Source organism: Microbacterium pasadenense (assembly GCF_047246565.1).
GTDB lineage: Bacteria > Actinomycetota > Actinomycetes > Actinomycetales > Microbacteriaceae > Microbacterium.
The window spans coordinates 164,073-178,653 of the sequence record NZ_JBFOKN010000001.1; the positions used below are offsets into that span (position 1 = coordinate 164,073).

General features: G+C 70.3%; 14 protein-coding genes. 4 read left to right on the forward strand and 10 right to left on the reverse strand.

What is annotated here, in order from left to right:
• Nucleotides 1-11: 11 nt before the first annotated feature.
• Nucleotides 12-836: a UbiA family prenyltransferase gene (locus tag AB3M83_RS00755; protein WP_412944439.1), complete on the reverse strand. Its 825-nt coding sequence runs from the start codon at nucleotides 834-836 to the stop codon at nucleotides 12-14.
• Between the two features lie 102 nt (nucleotides 837-938).
• Entirely contained in the window at nucleotides 939-3,146 is a 2,208-nt protein-coding gene (locus tag AB3M83_RS00760) for an ATP-dependent Clp protease ATP-binding subunit (RefSeq protein WP_412944441.1), read from the reverse strand.
• 106 nt (nucleotides 3,147-3,252) lie between these two features.
• On the opposite strand from AB3M83_RS00760, the gene AB3M83_RS00765 reads away from it, so the two are divergent.
• A complete protein-coding gene (locus AB3M83_RS00765) occupies nucleotides 3,253-4,383 on the forward strand; it encodes a class I SAM-dependent methyltransferase (protein WP_412944442.1) in 1,131 nt (376 codons plus the stop codon).
• Nucleotides 4,384-4,386: 3 nt separating this feature from the next.
• On the opposite strand, the gene AB3M83_RS00770 is transcribed toward AB3M83_RS00765, so the two are convergent.
• Nucleotides 4,387-5,367 (reverse strand): GlxA family transcriptional regulator, encoded by a 981-nt coding sequence (locus AB3M83_RS00770; RefSeq protein WP_412944443.1) that lies wholly within the window; start codon nucleotides 5,365-5,367, stop codon nucleotides 4,387-4,389.
• Between the two features lie 84 nt (nucleotides 5,368-5,451).
• Between AB3M83_RS00770 and AB3M83_RS00775 the strand changes: the two genes are divergently transcribed.
• Both AB3M83_RS00775 and AB3M83_RS00780 read left to right on the forward strand, forming a co-directional pair.
• Nucleotides 5,452-5,640, forward strand: coding sequence for a hypothetical protein (locus AB3M83_RS00775; protein WP_412944445.1), 189 nt, complete (start codon nucleotides 5,452-5,454; stop codon nucleotides 5,638-5,640).
• 86 nt (nucleotides 5,641-5,726) lie between these two features.
• Nucleotides 5,727-6,251, forward strand: coding sequence for a hypothetical protein (locus AB3M83_RS00780; RefSeq protein WP_412944446.1), 525 nt, complete (start codon nucleotides 5,727-5,729; stop codon nucleotides 6,249-6,251).
• Here the strand turns inward: AB3M83_RS00780 and AB3M83_RS00785 are convergent, their stop codons facing one another.
• From AB3M83_RS00785 to AB3M83_RS00795, 3 genes are all read right to left on the reverse strand, one after another.
• Nucleotides 6,252-7,337: a glycosyltransferase gene (locus AB3M83_RS00785; protein WP_412944447.1), complete on the reverse strand. Its 1,086-nt coding sequence runs from the start codon at nucleotides 7,335-7,337 to the stop codon at nucleotides 6,252-6,254.
• 1 nt (nucleotide 7,338) lies between these two features.
• Nucleotides 7,339-8,553: a glycosyltransferase gene (locus AB3M83_RS00790; protein WP_412944448.1), complete on the reverse strand. Its 1,215-nt coding sequence runs from the start codon at nucleotides 8,551-8,553 to the stop codon at nucleotides 7,339-7,341.
• Nucleotides 8,554-8,644: 91 nt separating this feature from the next.
• Entirely contained in the window at nucleotides 8,645-9,856 is a 1,212-nt protein-coding gene (locus AB3M83_RS00795) for an endonuclease/exonuclease/phosphatase family protein (RefSeq protein ID WP_412944449.1), read from the reverse strand.
• A 32-nt stretch (nucleotides 9,857-9,888) separates the two neighbouring features.
• On the opposite strand from AB3M83_RS00795, the gene AB3M83_RS00800 reads away from it, so the two are divergent.
• Complete coding sequence (locus AB3M83_RS00800; RefSeq protein ID WP_412944450.1) at nucleotides 9,889-10,479, forward strand: hypothetical protein; 591 nt, start codon at nucleotides 9,889-9,891, stop codon at nucleotides 10,477-10,479.
• A gap of 119 nt (nucleotides 10,480-10,598) precedes the next feature.
• On the opposite strand, the gene AB3M83_RS00805 is transcribed toward AB3M83_RS00800, so the two are convergent.
• From AB3M83_RS00805 to dnaK, 4 genes are read right to left on the reverse strand one after another with little or no spacing between them, the layout of a single operon-like run.
• Complete coding sequence (locus tag AB3M83_RS00805; protein WP_412944451.1) at nucleotides 10,599-11,045, reverse strand: heat shock protein transcriptional repressor HspR; 447 nt, start codon at nucleotides 11,043-11,045, stop codon at nucleotides 10,599-10,601.
• Between the two features lie 10 nt (nucleotides 11,046-11,055).
• Nucleotides 11,056-12,039: a DnaJ C-terminal domain-containing protein gene (locus AB3M83_RS00810; RefSeq protein ID WP_412944452.1), complete on the reverse strand. Its 984-nt coding sequence runs from the start codon at nucleotides 12,037-12,039 to the stop codon at nucleotides 11,056-11,058.
• 14 nt (nucleotides 12,040-12,053) lie between these two features.
• Nucleotides 12,054-12,668 carry a nucleotide exchange factor GrpE gene (locus AB3M83_RS00815; protein WP_412944453.1) on the reverse strand — a complete coding sequence of 205 codons (615 nt, stop codon included), beginning with the start codon at nucleotides 12,666-12,668 and terminating at the stop codon, nucleotides 12,054-12,056.
• 2 nt (nucleotides 12,669-12,670) lie between these two features.
• A complete protein-coding gene (gene dnaK, locus AB3M83_RS00820) occupies nucleotides 12,671-14,536 on the reverse strand; it encodes a molecular chaperone DnaK (protein ID WP_412944454.1) in 1,866 nt (621 codons plus the stop codon).
• Nucleotides 14,537-14,581: the final 45 nt, after the last annotated feature.

A 14,581-nucleotide genomic window follows, 5' to 3' on the forward strand; every position in this document is an offset into this window, starting at 1 on the left:
GGTCACCGGGTTCAGGCGGTGAGCCCCGCCGACGTCGCGACGAGCTGCGCGGCGAGGACGAGCGCGGCCGCCATGACGAGCCGGAAGCCGGTCCGGTCGGGACCGCGGAGCCGCATCCGGACGAGCACCGCGGCGGCGAGAGCGACCACGACGGCGAAGAAGCACCAGGCGAGCAGGCCGCCACCGCCGCCGATCAGGACCGCGACGGCCGCGGCGGCGATCCCGAGGACCGCCACCACGACGGACGCCGGCGCGCCCATGCGGTGCGGCAGACCCCGCACCCCGGTCCGGCGATCGTCGTCGAGGTCGGGCAGGACGTTCGTCAGGTGCACGGCCGCCCCGAGCGCGGCGCCGGCGAGAGTCGCCCAGGGCGCGGCGATGAGCGGCGCGGGGGCGGACAGCGTCGCGAGCGAGGGGAAGATCCCGAAGCTGACGAGGAACGGCGCGATGGAGAGCGGGGTCGCCTTCAGCCCCGCGTTGTACGCCCAGGCGGATGCCAGCGCGATCGTGTGCGCGAGCAGCATCCATCCGCCGAGGACGGCCGACAGGGCGAGCGCGAGCACGAGGGCGACCACCGCGACGATCCAGGCCGTGCGACGACGGATGTCGCCGCGCACGAGCGGCTTGTCGGAGCGGCCCACGAGCCCGTCCCGGTAGAGGTCGATGGCATCGTTCGACAGCCCGACCGACAGCTGACCGCAGAACACGGCGGCGACGAGCGTGGCGACACGCCACGGCTCGAGGCCGGCCGCGAGACCGAGCGCGAGCGACAGGATCGTGACGACGAGCGCGGGCCCGGGATGGGTGGCACCCCACAGAGCCCGCAATGTCCGCATCACTCGATGCTATGCCGCGGCGCATGCCGTTCGCGCAATGCGCCGAGGCACCGCCGCCGCGCATCCGCGCGGCGGGTCGTCTCGACGACCGGATGCCGTGGGTCAGTCCTCCAGCAGCTCGGCCTCGATCACCTCGTCATCCGGCGCATCGCCGGGTGTCGGGCCGGTGCTCGTGAGGACGAGCTGCGACCCGTCGACCCCGACGTCGACCCGCACCATGTCGCCGTCCCGGACGCCGCCCGACAGCAGCGCCATCGCCAGGCGGTCCTGGATCTCCGACTGGATGAGCCGGCGCAGCGGCCGCGCACCGAACAGCGGGTCGTATCCGCGCTCGGCGAGCCACGCCCGCGCGTCGGGCGTCACGGCCAGGGTGAGACGGCGGTCCTTGAGCCGCTGCTGCAGGGCATCGACGGCGAGCTCCACGATCTGCGCGAGGTCGGCCTCGCTGAGCGCCGAGAACATCACGATGTCGTCGAGGCGGTTGAGGAACTCGGGCCGGAACGCCTGCCGCACGAGCGCCATGACCTGCTCGCGCCGGACCTCGTCCGACAGCGTCGGGTCGATGAGCACCGGCGAGCCGAGGTTGCTCGTCAGGATCAGGATCGTGTTCGTGAAGTCCACGGTGCGGCCCTGACCGTCCGTGAGCCGCCCGTCGTCGAGCACCTGCAGCAGGACGTCGAACACCTCCGGATGAGCCTTCTCGACCTCGTCGAGGAGGACGACGGAGTACGGCCGGCGACGGACGGCCTCGGTGAGCTGTCCGCCCTGCTCGTAGCCGATGTATCCCGGAGGGGCGCCGACGAGCCGGGCGACGGAGTGCTTCTCGCCGTACTCGCTCATGTCGATGCGGACCATCGCTCGCTCGTCGTCGAAGAGGAACTCCGCGAGCGCCTTCGCCAGCTCGGTCTTGCCGACCCCGGTAGGCCCGAGGAACAGGAAGGAGCCGGTCGGCCGGTTCGGGTCGCTGATGCCCGCACGGGAGCGACGGACCGCATCCGACACCGTCTTCACGGCGGGCTTCTGGCCGATCAGGCGCTTGCCGAACTCGGCCTCCAGCCGCACGAGACGCTGCGTCTCGCCCTGCAGCAGCTTGCCGACCGGGATGCCGGTCCACGTGGCGATGACCGCGGCGATGTCCTCGTCGGTGACCTGCTCGTTGACCATCCGCTCTTCGACGGGGTTGGCCTCGGCGCGCTCGGCGTTGGCGATCTCCTGCTGCAGCCGCTTGATCGTCTCGTACTCCAGCTTCGAGGCGCGTGCGTAGTCGGCCTCACGCAGCGCACGGTCCCTCTCGGTGACAGCCTGGTCGTACTGCTTCTTGAGGTCGCCGACGCGGTGCAGCCCCGCACGCTCGCGCTCCCATCGCGCTTCGAGCACCGCGAGCTCCGCCTGAGCGGCATCCATCTGCTCGCGCAGCTTCGCCCGTCGCTCCTTGGACGCGTCGTCCTTCTCCTTCTTGAGCGCGAGGTCCTCGAGGCGCATCCGGTCGACCTGCCGACGCAGCTCGTCGATCTCGACCGGGCTCGAGTCGATCTCCATCTTGAGCCGACTCATCGCCTCGTCGATGAGATCGATGGCCTTGTCGGGCAGCTGCCGTCCCGAGATGTAGCGGTTGCTCATGGCGGCGGCGGCCACGAGGGCGCCGTCGCTGATCGTGACGCCGTGGTGCGCCTCGTAGCGCCCCTTGAGGCCGCGCAGGATCGCGACGGTGTCCTCGACGCTCGGCTCTCCGACGTACACCTGCTGGAAGCGGCGCTCGAGCGCGGCGTCCTTCTCGATGAACTCGCGGTACTCGTCGAGGGTGGTCGCGCCGATGAGGCGCAGCTCGCCGCGCGCGAGCATCGGCTTGAGCATGTTGGATGCGGCGACCGACCCTTCGCCCCCGCCCGCGCCCATGAGGGTGTGCAGCTCGTCGATGAACGTGATGACGCGGCCCTCGGACTCGGTGATCTCCTTGAGCACGCTCTTGAGACGCTCCTCGAACTGGCCGCGGTACATCGCACCGGCGACGAGGGCGGAGATGTCGAGGGAGATGAGCTCCTTGTTCTTCAGGGACTCGGCGACGTCTCCGGCGACGATCCGCTGGGCGAGGCCCTCGACGACCGCCGTCTTGCCGACGCCGGGCTCGCCGATGAGGACGGGGTTGTTCTTCGTGCGTCGGGTGAGGACCTGACTGACGCGGCGGATCTCGCCGTCGCGGCCGATGACGGGGTCGAGCTTGCCCTGCCGCGCGCGGTCGGTGAGGTTGATCCCGAACTGCTCGAGGGCGCTCTTCTGGTCCTCCTGCCCGGGTGCGGGTTGTGCGTTCATCGTTCACTCCTGAGGTCTGTGCTCAGACTTGAGCCTTATTGACTCAAGTTTACCACTCGCTCGGTCAAGGCGAGCGGGGTCGATCCCCATGATCATCACGAGTAGCGTGAGCCTCACCGGGGGGTCATCCAGACAGAGGAGTCCACTGATGTCCGCGATCCTTCCCGCGGCGAGCGCTGATGACATCGCCGAGCGGCTCGTGCAGGCGATGCTCGGCTGGGCTGAGATCAACGCCGTCTATCTCGGCGATCGCCTCGGCTGGTACCGCAGCCTGCGCGCTGACGGGCCGGCGACGGCCGACGAACTCGCGGCGCGCACCCAGACCTCGCCCCGGTATGCCCGCGAATGGCTGGAGCAGCAAGCCATCACCGGCATTCTCTCCGCCGACGACGAGACGAATGCCGCACGGCGGCGTTACACGCTGCCCGCCGGAGCGGCCGAGACATTGACCGACGAGCACAGTCTCGCCTTCGCCGGACCGCTTGCGCGGCTGGCTGCCGCGGCGGGCACGCAGCTGCCTGCACTGCTCGAGGCGTATCGCACGGGCGGCGGCGTCAGCTGGCAGCAGCTGGGCGAGGATGCACGGGAATCGCAGGCGGCCCTGAACCGGCCCTGGTTCGATCGACTACCCGAGGCGTTCGCGGGCGTCGAACGCGTGGACGCGGTGCTGCGGCGGCCAGGCGCCCGAGCCGCCGACGTCGGGATGGGCGGCGGCTGGTCGTCCATCGCACTGGCGCAGGGATATCCCGACCTCCGCGTCGATGGCTTCGACGTCGACGCGCCATCCGTTGCCACGGCGCGCGAGAACGCGGAGGCCGCGGGAGTCGCCGACCGCGTTCGCTTCCATCTGGCCGACGCAGGGTCTCTCGAACGCGCCGGGACGTTCGATGCGGTGTTCGCTTTCGAGTGCGTCCACGACATGTCACAGCCGGTCGATGTCCTGCGGGCCATGCGGCGCGCGGTCACCGACGACGGCATCGTCATCGTGATGGACGAGGCCGTCGGTGAGCACTTCGGCGGCCCGGGCGGAGAGTTCGACCCTCTCATGTATGCCTTCAGCCTCTTCGTGTGCCTGCCGGACGGCATGAGCGACCAGCCGAGTGCGGCGACGGGCACTGTCATGCGCCCCGGCATCCTTCGCGGCTACGCCAGGGACGCCGGATTCGCCGACGTGACGACACTGCCGATCGAGGGCTTCAGCTTCTTCCGCTTCTACGACCTGCTCCTGCGGGGCTGACCGTCAGGCCGCGGGGCTCCGCATCGCATCGTCCGCGCACGCGAAGCGCGCGCGGTACGCGGTCGGCGTCGTGCCGAGCACCCGCGCGAAGTTCTGCCGCAGGACCGCGGCCGACCCGAAGCCGCATTCGTACGCGATCGCGTCGAGTGCGAGGTCGGTCTGCTCGAGCAGGCGCTGCGCGTGCAGGATGCGCTGTCGGCCGAGCCAGGCCGCCGGCGTCGTGCCGTGATCGGCCTTGAAGCGGCGCGCGAAGGTGCGCGGCGACATGTGGGCGCGGGCGGCGAGCTGGTCGACGGAGAGGTCGAGCCGCAGGTTCTCCAGCATCCAGTCCGTGACCGGCGACAGCGACAGTGACGTCGACGCGGGCAGCGGCGCGGCGATGAACTGCGCCTGGCCGCCGTCACGCTGCGGGGGGACGACCATGCGGCGGGCGATGATGTTCGCCGCCTCGGCGCCGAGCTCGAGGCGCAGGAGGTGCAGGCACGCGTCAAGCCCCGCCGCCGTCCCGGCGCTCGTGATGATGCGGCCGTCCTGCACATAGAGCACGTTCGGGTCGACGTCGATGTCGGGGTACATGCGCGACATCGTCTCGGCGTACCGCCAGTGGGTGGTCGCACGACGGCCCGAGAGGACCCCGGACGCCGCGACCGCGAACGCACCGCTGCACACGGTCAGCACCCAGGCGTCGCGGGCCACGGTGCGACGCACGACGTCGAGCACGCGCTCGTCGACGCTCTCCCATGCCTCACGGGGGATCGGCGTCACGACGACGAGGTCCGCTTCGTCCGCGAAGGAGAGGTCGTCGTCGATGTTGATCGAGAACCCGAGGTTGCTCGGCACCGCGCCGGGATCCGGCGTCACGATGCGGAAGTCGAAGTTCGGGATGCCGTCGTCCGTGCGATCCAGCCCGAAGGCCTCGCAGGCGAGCCCGAACTCGAAGGGCGCGAACCCCGGCATCACCACGCACGCGACGGTCTTGATCATGGCGGAACTCCTTGGCAGTAATCCTGCGAACGGTGTCAACTCTGCCACTCGTGGCAGGATGAGCTTAAGCATAGCGTTTCTGCCATGATCGCTGCACTCCTCCTCATGTCCCTCGCCGGCGTCATGGTCGTGGCCGTGGCCGGCAGCATCCGCACCGTCCTCCGGGACGGCTATCGGCGTCGTCCCGCAGGGCGACCTCGCCCCGAGTTCCCCGACCCGGCGTCGCGGGACCTCGTCTCCTCATCCGCTCGGTCCGCGCCTCGGTACATCTGACCCCGCCCGGTGCTCGCCCGGGCCGCATCGCTCCTCCTGTGGGACCCCGGTCGCCCTAGACTCGGGGCTCCGCGGAAGGAGACCCGATGACCGATCCCGCACTGCCGCCGCACACCCCCGGGGCATCCGGGCCGCCGCCGTCCGCGCACCCGGGCTTCGGCGTGAATCCCGCGCAGCCTCCCGGCGAGCCGGGCTACGTCCACGGCCGCCCACCCGGTGCGCACCCCGCCGGCTGGTCGGGTGCGACCCCGCCGGGTCTCCCGCCGCGTGGCGTGCCGGGACCGGGGGCAGGATCGCGAGGTCTCGGCATCGCGGCGCTCATCGTCGGCCTGGTCCCGGCGGTGCTCGGCGCCATCTGGCCCTACGCCCTCAGCGGCGTCTACGCGACGATCGACACCTACGCCGCGGTCCAGCTCCTGAGCGGTGCGCTCTCCGTCGGCACGCTCGTCCTCGGCGTCGTCGCGATCGTGCTGGGCGCCATCGCCGTCCGAGGCCGCGGGCCCGGGACGATCACCGGTGCCATCGGCATCGGCCTGGGCGCCGCGACCGCGATCGGCGTGGTGATCGCGCTCATCGCCTCCGCTCTCGCCTCGGCGTCGTCGTCCTTCTGATCAGCCGGCGAGGCCGCGCACCGCGCGGAGCAGGATGCCGGCGGACCGGTCCCAGCTGAACGCGGCGATGTGCGCCGTCCCCGCCGCGACCAGTCGCTCGCGCGCTCCCGGCTCGTCGAGGGAGCGCACCGCCTCGGCGACGGCATCCGGCGACATCGGGTCGACGTACAGCGCGCCGTCCCCCGCCACCTCGCGGAAGATCGGCATCTCGGTGATGACGGCCGGCACGCCGAGGGCGAGCGCCTCGGCGACCGGGAGCCCATAGCCCTCGTCGAGGCTCGTCGTGACCAGCGCCGCGTGGTCGGCGAGCAGCCGGGCGTACTCGGCATCCGTCACGCCGTCGTGGAAGACGACATTGCGTGCTCCCGCGTCCAGCTGCGCGCGTCGCTCCGGAGTGACGCGCGACAGCAGGTGCAGCGTGTGGTCGGGCAGCCGCCGCATCGCTGCGATGAGCGTCTCGACGTTCTTGTACGGCATGAACGAGCCCATGTAGACGAGGTTCCGCACTGGATCGCCCTCGACGGCCACGCCTCCGGGCAGCAGCTCGGCGAGGCGCTGCGGCGCATTCGGCACCACGACGACGGGCCGCTTCGTCAGCCGCACCTCCCCGAACTGATAGGCGCTCGTCTCGCTGACCGTCGCGACGAGGTCCGCGGCGTTCAGCGTGAACCGCTGCGGCCAGTACGAGAGGTGGAAGATGCGCCAGCCGATGCGCACGGGCCACGGCAGGCCGCGCGGCGGCGTGCGGTGCCGGTAGTAGATCGTGTCGTGCAGGGTGAGGATCAGCCGGTACCGTCGACCCGCCGAGCCGATCGTCTGCATCGGCGAGAAGACGACGTCCGGCCGGTGCCGATTGAGGATCAGCGCGGTGAACGGCTCGCGCGGTGACGTCGGAGCGTGGATCGTGAGGGTCACGGCATCCGTCGGCAGGAACGCGCGCTGCGCCTCGTCGAAGATGAGGAAGGTGACGTCGACCCCCGCGGCGGGCGCGGACGCCGCGACGGCCGCGGCCAGCTCGGCCGAGTACCGGCTGATGCCGTCGTGGAAGTCGGTGCGGATGTACCGCGCGTCGAAGAACAGCCGCATGTCAGCGGTCGAGCGGCTCGCCGCGGTAGAGGGCCTCGAAGGTGTCGAGCGTGCGCTCGATGTCGTGCATCTCGATCCCCTCGAGCGACGCCTGCTGCATGCGGGAGTACTCCTCGGGCGTGGCCGTCAGCACGGCGCGCAGCTTGTCGGCGAGCTCCTCGGTGTTGCCGGGCTCGAACAGGTAGCCGTTCTCGCCTTCGTGGACGAGGTGCGGCAGCGCGACCGCGTTCGCGGCGACGATGGGGAGACCGGATGCCATCGCCTCCATCGTCGCGATGGACTGCAGCTCCGCGACCGACGCGATCGCGAAGACGTCCGCGCGCGTGTAGGCGGCACGGAGCTCCTCCTCCGAGACACGGCCGTGGAAGGTGACGCGACCGGTGAGACCGAGACGCTGCACCGTCTGCTCGAGGTTCCGCCGCTGATCGCCGCCGCCGACGACGTCGAAGACCACGTCGAGGTCGGGGACCAGCTTCGCGATCGCCTCGAGCGTGACCTCGACGTGCTTCTCGGTCGTCAGGCGGCCGACGAACAGCACCCGTCTGCGCTCGGGTCGCACCGAGAGGTCGGGGGTGTAGTTGGACTTCCGGATGCCGCAGCTGATGGGGACCACGCCGCTGACATCGATCGTCCGCTCGAGGAACTGGGCGGCACGGCGGGTGGGCGTCGTGACGGCGCGCGACATCTTGAACGTGCGCTCGGCGTCGTCCCACGCGAGCTTGAGGAAGACGCGGTAGAGACGCTCGGGCAGGAGCGTGAAGTCGAGGATGTTCTCGGCCATCACGTGGTTGGTCGCCACGACCGGGATGCCGCGCTGGCGGGCGATGCGCGTCATGGCGCGGCCCAGCACGATGTGCGACTGACTGTGGACGACGTCGGCGTCCACCTCGTCGAGGAGCTTCCGCGAGTAGTGCTTGGCCATCCAGGGGAGGACGAACCGGAGCCAGTCGTGCGGGTACCAGCGCCAGCCGGGGAGTCGGTGGACCGTGATCGGCTGACCCTCGATCACCTCCGTGAAGACGCCGTGCGCGCGGTGCGTGACGCTCGGGGTCATCACGTGCACGCGGTGCCCGCGCTCGGCGAGCCCGGCGGACAGGCGCTCGGCGAATCGCGCGGCGCCGTTCACATCGGGGGCGAAGGTGTCCGCGGCGATCACGATCGTCAGCGGGTGGTGGTGTCGGAGCGGATCGTCGGCGGGTGTCTCGGATTCGGTCACGGGTTACGGGGCCAATCTGTCCGGCGGCGGAAGGCGGTCGCGGGCACGACCCTCGGAGTCTATCCGAGGGGGTCCCCCGAGCCCCTGAGGCTCACCTGACGGCGAGCTCCACCAGCAGCGGGTGGTGATCCGAGCCGAGCGGCGTGACATACCGGCTCCCGGACATCTCGCCGGCGTTCGCCCACTTGTAGACGATCGTTCGCGAAGGACGCACGAGCACCTTGTCGATGTGGGCGCCCCAGGTGATCCCGACCTGCGGTTTCGTCGACATCTCCGAGTTCGCCGTGCTGTGGTGCTGGCGGGTGAGCGAGTGCGCCTGCTCGAAGGCGTCGTGCCAGCCGGCCTTCTCGAGGATCGCGAGGGTGTCGTCCCCGGTGCGCCCCTTCTGGGTGTTGGTGTCGCCGAGGACGATGACGGGAGCGTTGGTCCAGTCGGTCAGCGAGCCGTGGGACTTCTGCAGGCTGGCGAGCTGGCGCGAGATGAACGGCTGGAGCCGGCTCGCCTCGTACTCCCGCTGCTTCAGCGCGGCGCCCTTCGTCCCGACGAGCAGGTGGGCGGAGACGACGACCATGTACTGACCCGCCGAGGACTTGAGGGCCGCCCAGGCGAAACCCTGTCCGGGCGAGGCGTGCTTCTTCCCCGCGCGGGCGTAGCCGCTGGTGGGCCCGCCGCTCTTCGCCGCCACCTTCGTGAAAGCGGCCTTGCGGTAGAGGATGTCGTTCTGGCCGTTGTAGGCGAACGCGTACCCGCTCGGCGCGACGTTGACCTTCGACGCCTCCTGGAATCCGACGACATCCGCCTTCAGCTCCGCGATGCGCGATTTGATGACCTTCGCGCGCGACACGATGCCGGAGCACTGGTAGGAGCAGACGTTCCACGTGACGGCGCGGAGGCGGGTCGCTGCCGCGGTCGCCTCGGACACCATCGAGCGGTGGCCGACGCGCCAGGAGCGCGGGCCGTTGCCGGCGCTGTTCACCGCGCGTACCTGCACGAAGTAGTCCTTGCCCTTGCTCAGGCCCGTGATCGTCGCCTTGGACGCCGTGACGGTGGCCGAGGGCGACGTCTTCTTGGGGAGAGCGTCATACGACGTCGAGGCGAACACCTCGTACTTCTTCGCGCCTGCGACATCCGACCAGTCGACGGTCAGCGTCGCACTCGACGACGACACGGAGGCACCGACGAAGCTGACGAGTCCGACCTGACCCGGCCGGGAGGCGGCCGACGCGGACAGGGCGGGGGTGGTGACGAGGAGCGTGGCCGACAGGAGCGCGGCGAGAGCCGCCTTGACAGGGAGGGGGCGCATGGGAAGGGAGGGTAACAACCTAGTCTGGAAGCGTGACTCAGCTATCTGCGAATGCCGACCCCGCCCGCTGGGTGCCGGTCACGGAGTCCTTCGGCTTCGCCGGGCGGCGTGCCCGCAAGAAGGCGATCCGGATGCTGCTGGCGCAGGCGAACACGGCCATCGGTCGCGCCTCCTCGGGCTCGCGGTTCGCGGCGTGGGCGATGAGCCAGGCGGCGCCGGCGCTCATGCGCCGAGCCGCCGGACGCGTTCTCGTGTGGGTGTGGAAGGACGACCCCGAGTTCCTCGTCACGATGGCGCAGGTGCAGGAGCTCACGCCACAGCTGCGGATCGCCCGCGCGACGATGCCGATCGAGTACGACGACACCGAGGCGTTCCCCGGCTCGCCGCTCGGCGTCGGCGAGAAGCTCGCGATGCCGCTCCCCGCAGAACCGCGGCAGCCGCCGTTCGCCTCCTACACGTGGGAGACCGGCACGCACCTGGTGACCCTCACCGCCGTGGTGTCCGACCGCGAGCGCTTCGGCACCGTGATCGGCGCCGTCGACGACCTCGCCCGGTCGCTGCGACTCGTGGACGGCTTCACCGTCGGCGAGACCCCCGGCACGCTCCGCATCGACCCCGCCTGATCCCCGCCGCTTCGCGCGTGCCGCGATACACGGCATCCCCGCCGACACGCCGGAGAACGGATGCCGGCGACGGCGCGCCGCGCAGCATCCCGTGCATCGCGGCGCGGCCGACGCGGGGTCTAGTCCTCGGCCCCCCGCGGCGGCATCGGCCGCCACAGCACGATGTCGGTCGCCCGGCGGACGCGGGTGCCCTGACGAAGGGTGACGACCGAGCCGGTCGCGCCCGCCGCGAAGACGCGCGCGCCGCGGCGCTGGGTGATCTCGTCGCGCAGCCGGTACTGCAGCTCGGAGACCTCGCGGCGCAGCATCCGCACCTCGTTCTCGAGGGCGATGATCCGCGAGATCGCCGGCAGGCTGACGCCGTCCGCCGACATCTGCGCCACCTCGCGCAGCTGCGCGACGTGGCGGAGGGAGTACCGGCGCGACCCGCCTCGGGTGCGCGCCGGTACGACGAGTCCGAGCCGGTCGTACTGGCGGAGTGTCTGCGGGTGCATGCCCGCGAGCTCGGCCGCCATCGCGATGGCGAGGATGGGGTCGTCCTCGTCGATCCGCTGCTCGTCCGTCATGGGGGTCACCTCACTCGTGCGCCTTGGCCATCAGGTCCGCGCGGGGGTTCTCCTTCGGCTCCAACGCGGCGAAGTCCTCGAGCGCTTTCCGGGCCTTGTCGTCGAGGTGGGTCGGAACGGCGACCTGGACCTCGGCGAGCAGGTCACCGGTGCCCTTCGCCGTGTGCACGCCCCTGCCCTTGACGCGCAGGACGCGACCGGAGGGGGTCCCCGGAGCGACGCGCAGCTTCACCGACTCGCCGCCGAGGGTTGGGACCTCGATGGTCGCGCCCAGCGCGGCCTCGGTGAACGTCACGGGCACCGTCACCCGGAGGTTGAGACCGTCCCGCGTGAACACGGGGTGCGGTCGCACCGCCACGGTGAGGACGATGTCGCCGGTCTCGCCGCCGTCGGGCGAGGGCCGGCCGCGACCGCGCAGGCGGATCTTCTGCCCGTCGGCGACACCGGCCGGCACCTTCACCTTGATCGGCTTGCCGTCCTCGCCCTGCAGGGTGATGGTCTCGCCGCGGACGGCGGTCGTGAAGTCGAGCGTCGTCCGCGCCGTCACATCGGCCCCCTTCTGCGGGCCGCCGAAGCCGCGGAAGCCGCCGGTCGGCTGGCCGAACCTGCCCGAGCCGAACCGACCGCCCTGCTGCTGCTGCCCGAACATCGCGAACAGATCGTCGAAGTCCGCTGTCGACGTGCTGCCACCCGGCGAGAACCGGCTGAAGACGTCCTCGAAGCCGCCGCCGCTCGCGCCGGGCTGGAAGCGCGCTCCCGAGCCCATCGCGCGCAGCTGGTCGTACTCGGCGCGCTGCTCCTTGTCGCTGAGCACCGAGTACGCCTCGCTGACCTCTTTGAACTTCGCCTCTGCCGCGGGATCTCCCGCGTTCGAGTCGGGGTGGTAGGTGCGCGCCAGCTTGCGGTACGTTCTCTTCAGATCAGCGTCCGAGACGTCCTTCGACACACCGAGGACCTTGTAGAAGTCCTTGTCGAACCAGTCCTGACTGGCCATTGCCCCTCCTCCCCTTACTCGGCCGGAACAGCGACGACGACCTTCGCCGGGCGGAGCTCGAGATCACCGAGCCGGTAGCCGATCTCGACGACCTCGAGGACCGTCGGCTGCGTCGTTCCGGGGGTCGGCGCCTGGAAGATCGCCTCGTGCTGCTGCGGGTCGAACGCGTCGCCGGCTTCGCCGTAGCGCTCGACGCCGAGCTTCGCGACGACGCCGCGGAGCTTCTCCGCGATCGCCGTGAGCGCGCTGCCCTCGGCGAGGTCGCCGTGCTTCTCGGCACGGTCGAGGTCGTCCAGCACCGGCAGCAGGCCCTTCGCGACGGAGCCCTTCACGCGCGCCTGCTCGAGTTCGCGCGACTCCTCGGTGCGACGCCGATAGTTGGCGTACTCGGCCTGCACGCGCTTGAGGTCCAGGAGCAGGTCGTGCTCCTGTTCGGGCGCGTCGGCGACGGCGGCCTCGTCGGACTGCGCCGCGCCGAGGATGTCGTCGATGGTGAGCTCGTCGGCGTCGCCGGCGGCATCAGCGGATGTGTCCTCGTGCGGGGCGGGGCCGGAAGCCTGCGCTTCCGACCCCTCCGCGCCGAGGACCTCGTCACCCTCGTCGGGCTGCTCGAAGTCCTTGTCCGCCATGATTACTTCTTGTCTTCCTCGTCGTCGACGACCTCGGCGTCCACGACATCCTCCTCGGAGGATGCCGTCTCGTCGCCGGCCGGAGCGTCGGCCGGAGCCTGCGCCGCCTCGGCCTGGCCTGCCGCGTAGATCGCCTCGCCGATCTTCGACTGCGATGCGTTGAGCTTGTCGAACGCGTCCTTGACCGCATCGTCGTTGTCCCCGGCGAGCGCCGTCTTGAGCGCGTCGACGTCGGCCTGGACGTCGGTCTTGACGTCCTCGGGCAGCTTGTCGGCGTTCTCCGAGATGAGCTTCTCGATCGAGTACGACAGGGTCTCGGCCTGGTTGCGGACCTCGGCGGCCTCACGGCGCTTCTTGTCCTCGGCCGCGTTCTCCTCGGCCTCGCGCACCATGCGCTCGATGTCCTCCTTCGGCAGCGACGAACCGCCGGTGATCGTCATCGACTGCTCCTTGCCGGTGCCCTTGTCCTTGGCGGACACGTGCACGATGCCGTTCGCGTCGATGTCGAAGGTGACCTCGATCTGCGGGATGCCGCGGGGCGCCGGGGCGATGCCGGTGAGCTCGAAGGTGCCGAGCGGCTTGTTGTCGCGCGTGAAGTCGCGCTCACCCTGGAACACCTGGATGGCGACCGACGGCTGGTTGTCGTCGGCGGTGGTGAAGGTCTCGCTGCGCTTGGTCGGGATGGCCGTGTTGCGCTCGATGAGCTTGGTCATGATGCCGCCCTTGGTCTCGATGCCGAGGCTCAGGGGGGTGACGTCGATGAGCAGCACGTCCTTGCGCTCACCCTTGAGGACGCCGGCCTGGAGGGCTGCGCCCACGGCGACGACCTCATCCGGGTTGACGCCCTTGTTGGGCTCCTGGCCGCCGGTGAGCTGCTTGACGAGCTCGGTGACCTGCGGCATGCGGGTCGAGCCGCCGACGAGGACCACGTGGTGGATGTCGGAGAGCTTGATGCCGGCCTCGCGGATGACGTCCTCGAACGGCTTCTTGGTGCGGTCGAGCAGGTCCTTGGTGAGGTCCTCGAACTTCGCACGCGACAGCGTCTCGGACAGCGAGACGGGGCCCGACTCGGTCAGCGACAGGTAGGGAAGGTTGATCGAGGTCGAGGTCGAGCTGGACAGCTCCTTCTTCGCCTGCTCGGCAGCCTCCTTGAGGCGCTGCAGGGCGATCTTGTCGCCCGAGACGTCGACGCCGCTGGTGTCCTTGAACTGCTTGATCAGGTAGTCGACGACGCGCTGGTCCCAGTCGTCGCCGCCCAGGCGGTTGTCACCCGCGGTCGCGCGGACCTGGATGGTCGAGAAGTCGTCGTCCTTGCCCACCTCGAGCAGCGAGACGTCGAACGTGCCGCCACCGAGGTCGAAGACCAGGATGAGCTCGTCCTCCTTGCCCTTGTCGAGCCCGTAGGCCAGAGCGGCGGCAGTGGGCTCGTTGATGATGCGCAGGACGTTGAGGCCCGCGATCTCACCGGCTTCCTTGGTGGCCTGACGCTCGGCGTCGTTGAAGTAGGCGGGGACCGTGATGACGGCATCCGTCACGGTGTCGCCGAGGTACTGCTCGGCGTCGCGCTTGAGCTTCTGGAGGATGCGCGCCGAGATCTCCTGCGGCGTGTAGTTCTTGCCGTCGATCGACTGGGTCTTCCAGTCCGTGCCCATGTGGCGCTTGACGGAGCTCAGCGTGCGGTCGACGTTGGTGACGGCCTGGCGCTTGGCGGTCTCGCCGACGAGCACCTCGCCGTCCTTCGTGAACGCGACGACCGACGGGGTGGTGCGGAAGCCCTCGGCGTTGGCGATGACCTTCGGCTCGCCGCCCTCGAGGACGCTGACGACCGAGTTGGTCGTTCCGAGGTCGATTCCCACTGCACGTGCCATGTGATGTCTCCTTCGTGTGGACGATTCTGTGGTTCAGAAGTCTGC

Excerpts from the sequence above, each read along its gene's own strand:
- AB3M83_RS00795 (WP_412944449.1), bottom strand. The coding sequence starts at position 9,856 with ATGCGCCCCCTCCCTGTCAAGGCGGCTCTCGCCGCGCTCCTGTCGGCC.
- AB3M83_RS00785 (WP_412944447.1), bottom strand. The coding sequence starts at position 7,337 with ATGCGGCTGTTCTTCGACGCGCGGTACATCCGCACCGACTTCCACGAC.
- dnaK (WP_412944454.1), bottom strand. The coding sequence starts at position 14,536 with ATGGCACGTGCAGTGGGAATCGACCTCGGAACGACCAACTCGGTCGTC.
- AB3M83_RS00770 (WP_412944443.1), bottom strand. The coding sequence starts at position 5,367 with ATGATCAAGACCGTCGCGTGCGTGGTGATGCCGGGGTTCGCGCCCTTC.
- AB3M83_RS00805 (WP_412944451.1), bottom strand. The coding sequence starts at position 11,045 with ATGACGGACGAGCAGCGGATCGACGAGGACGACCCCATCCTCGCCATC.
- AB3M83_RS00755 (WP_412944439.1), bottom strand. The coding sequence starts at position 836 with ATGCGGACATTGCGGGCTCTGTGGGGTGCCACCCATCCCGGGCCCGCG.
- AB3M83_RS00810 (WP_412944452.1), bottom strand. The coding sequence starts at position 12,039 with ATGGCCAGTCAGGACTGGTTCGACAAGGACTTCTACAAGGTCCTCGGT.
- AB3M83_RS00815 (WP_412944453.1), bottom strand. The coding sequence starts at position 12,668 with ATGGCGGACAAGGACTTCGAGCAGCCCGACGAGGGTGACGAGGTCCTC.
- AB3M83_RS00780 (WP_412944446.1), top strand. The coding sequence starts at position 5,727 with ATGACCGATCCCGCACTGCCGCCGCACACCCCCGGGGCATCCGGGCCG.
- AB3M83_RS00775 (WP_412944445.1), top strand. The coding sequence starts at position 5,452 with ATGATCGCTGCACTCCTCCTCATGTCCCTCGCCGGCGTCATGGTCGTG.
- AB3M83_RS00760 (WP_412944441.1), bottom strand. The coding sequence starts at position 3,146 with ATGAACGCACAACCCGCACCCGGGCAGGAGGACCAGAAGAGCGCCCTC.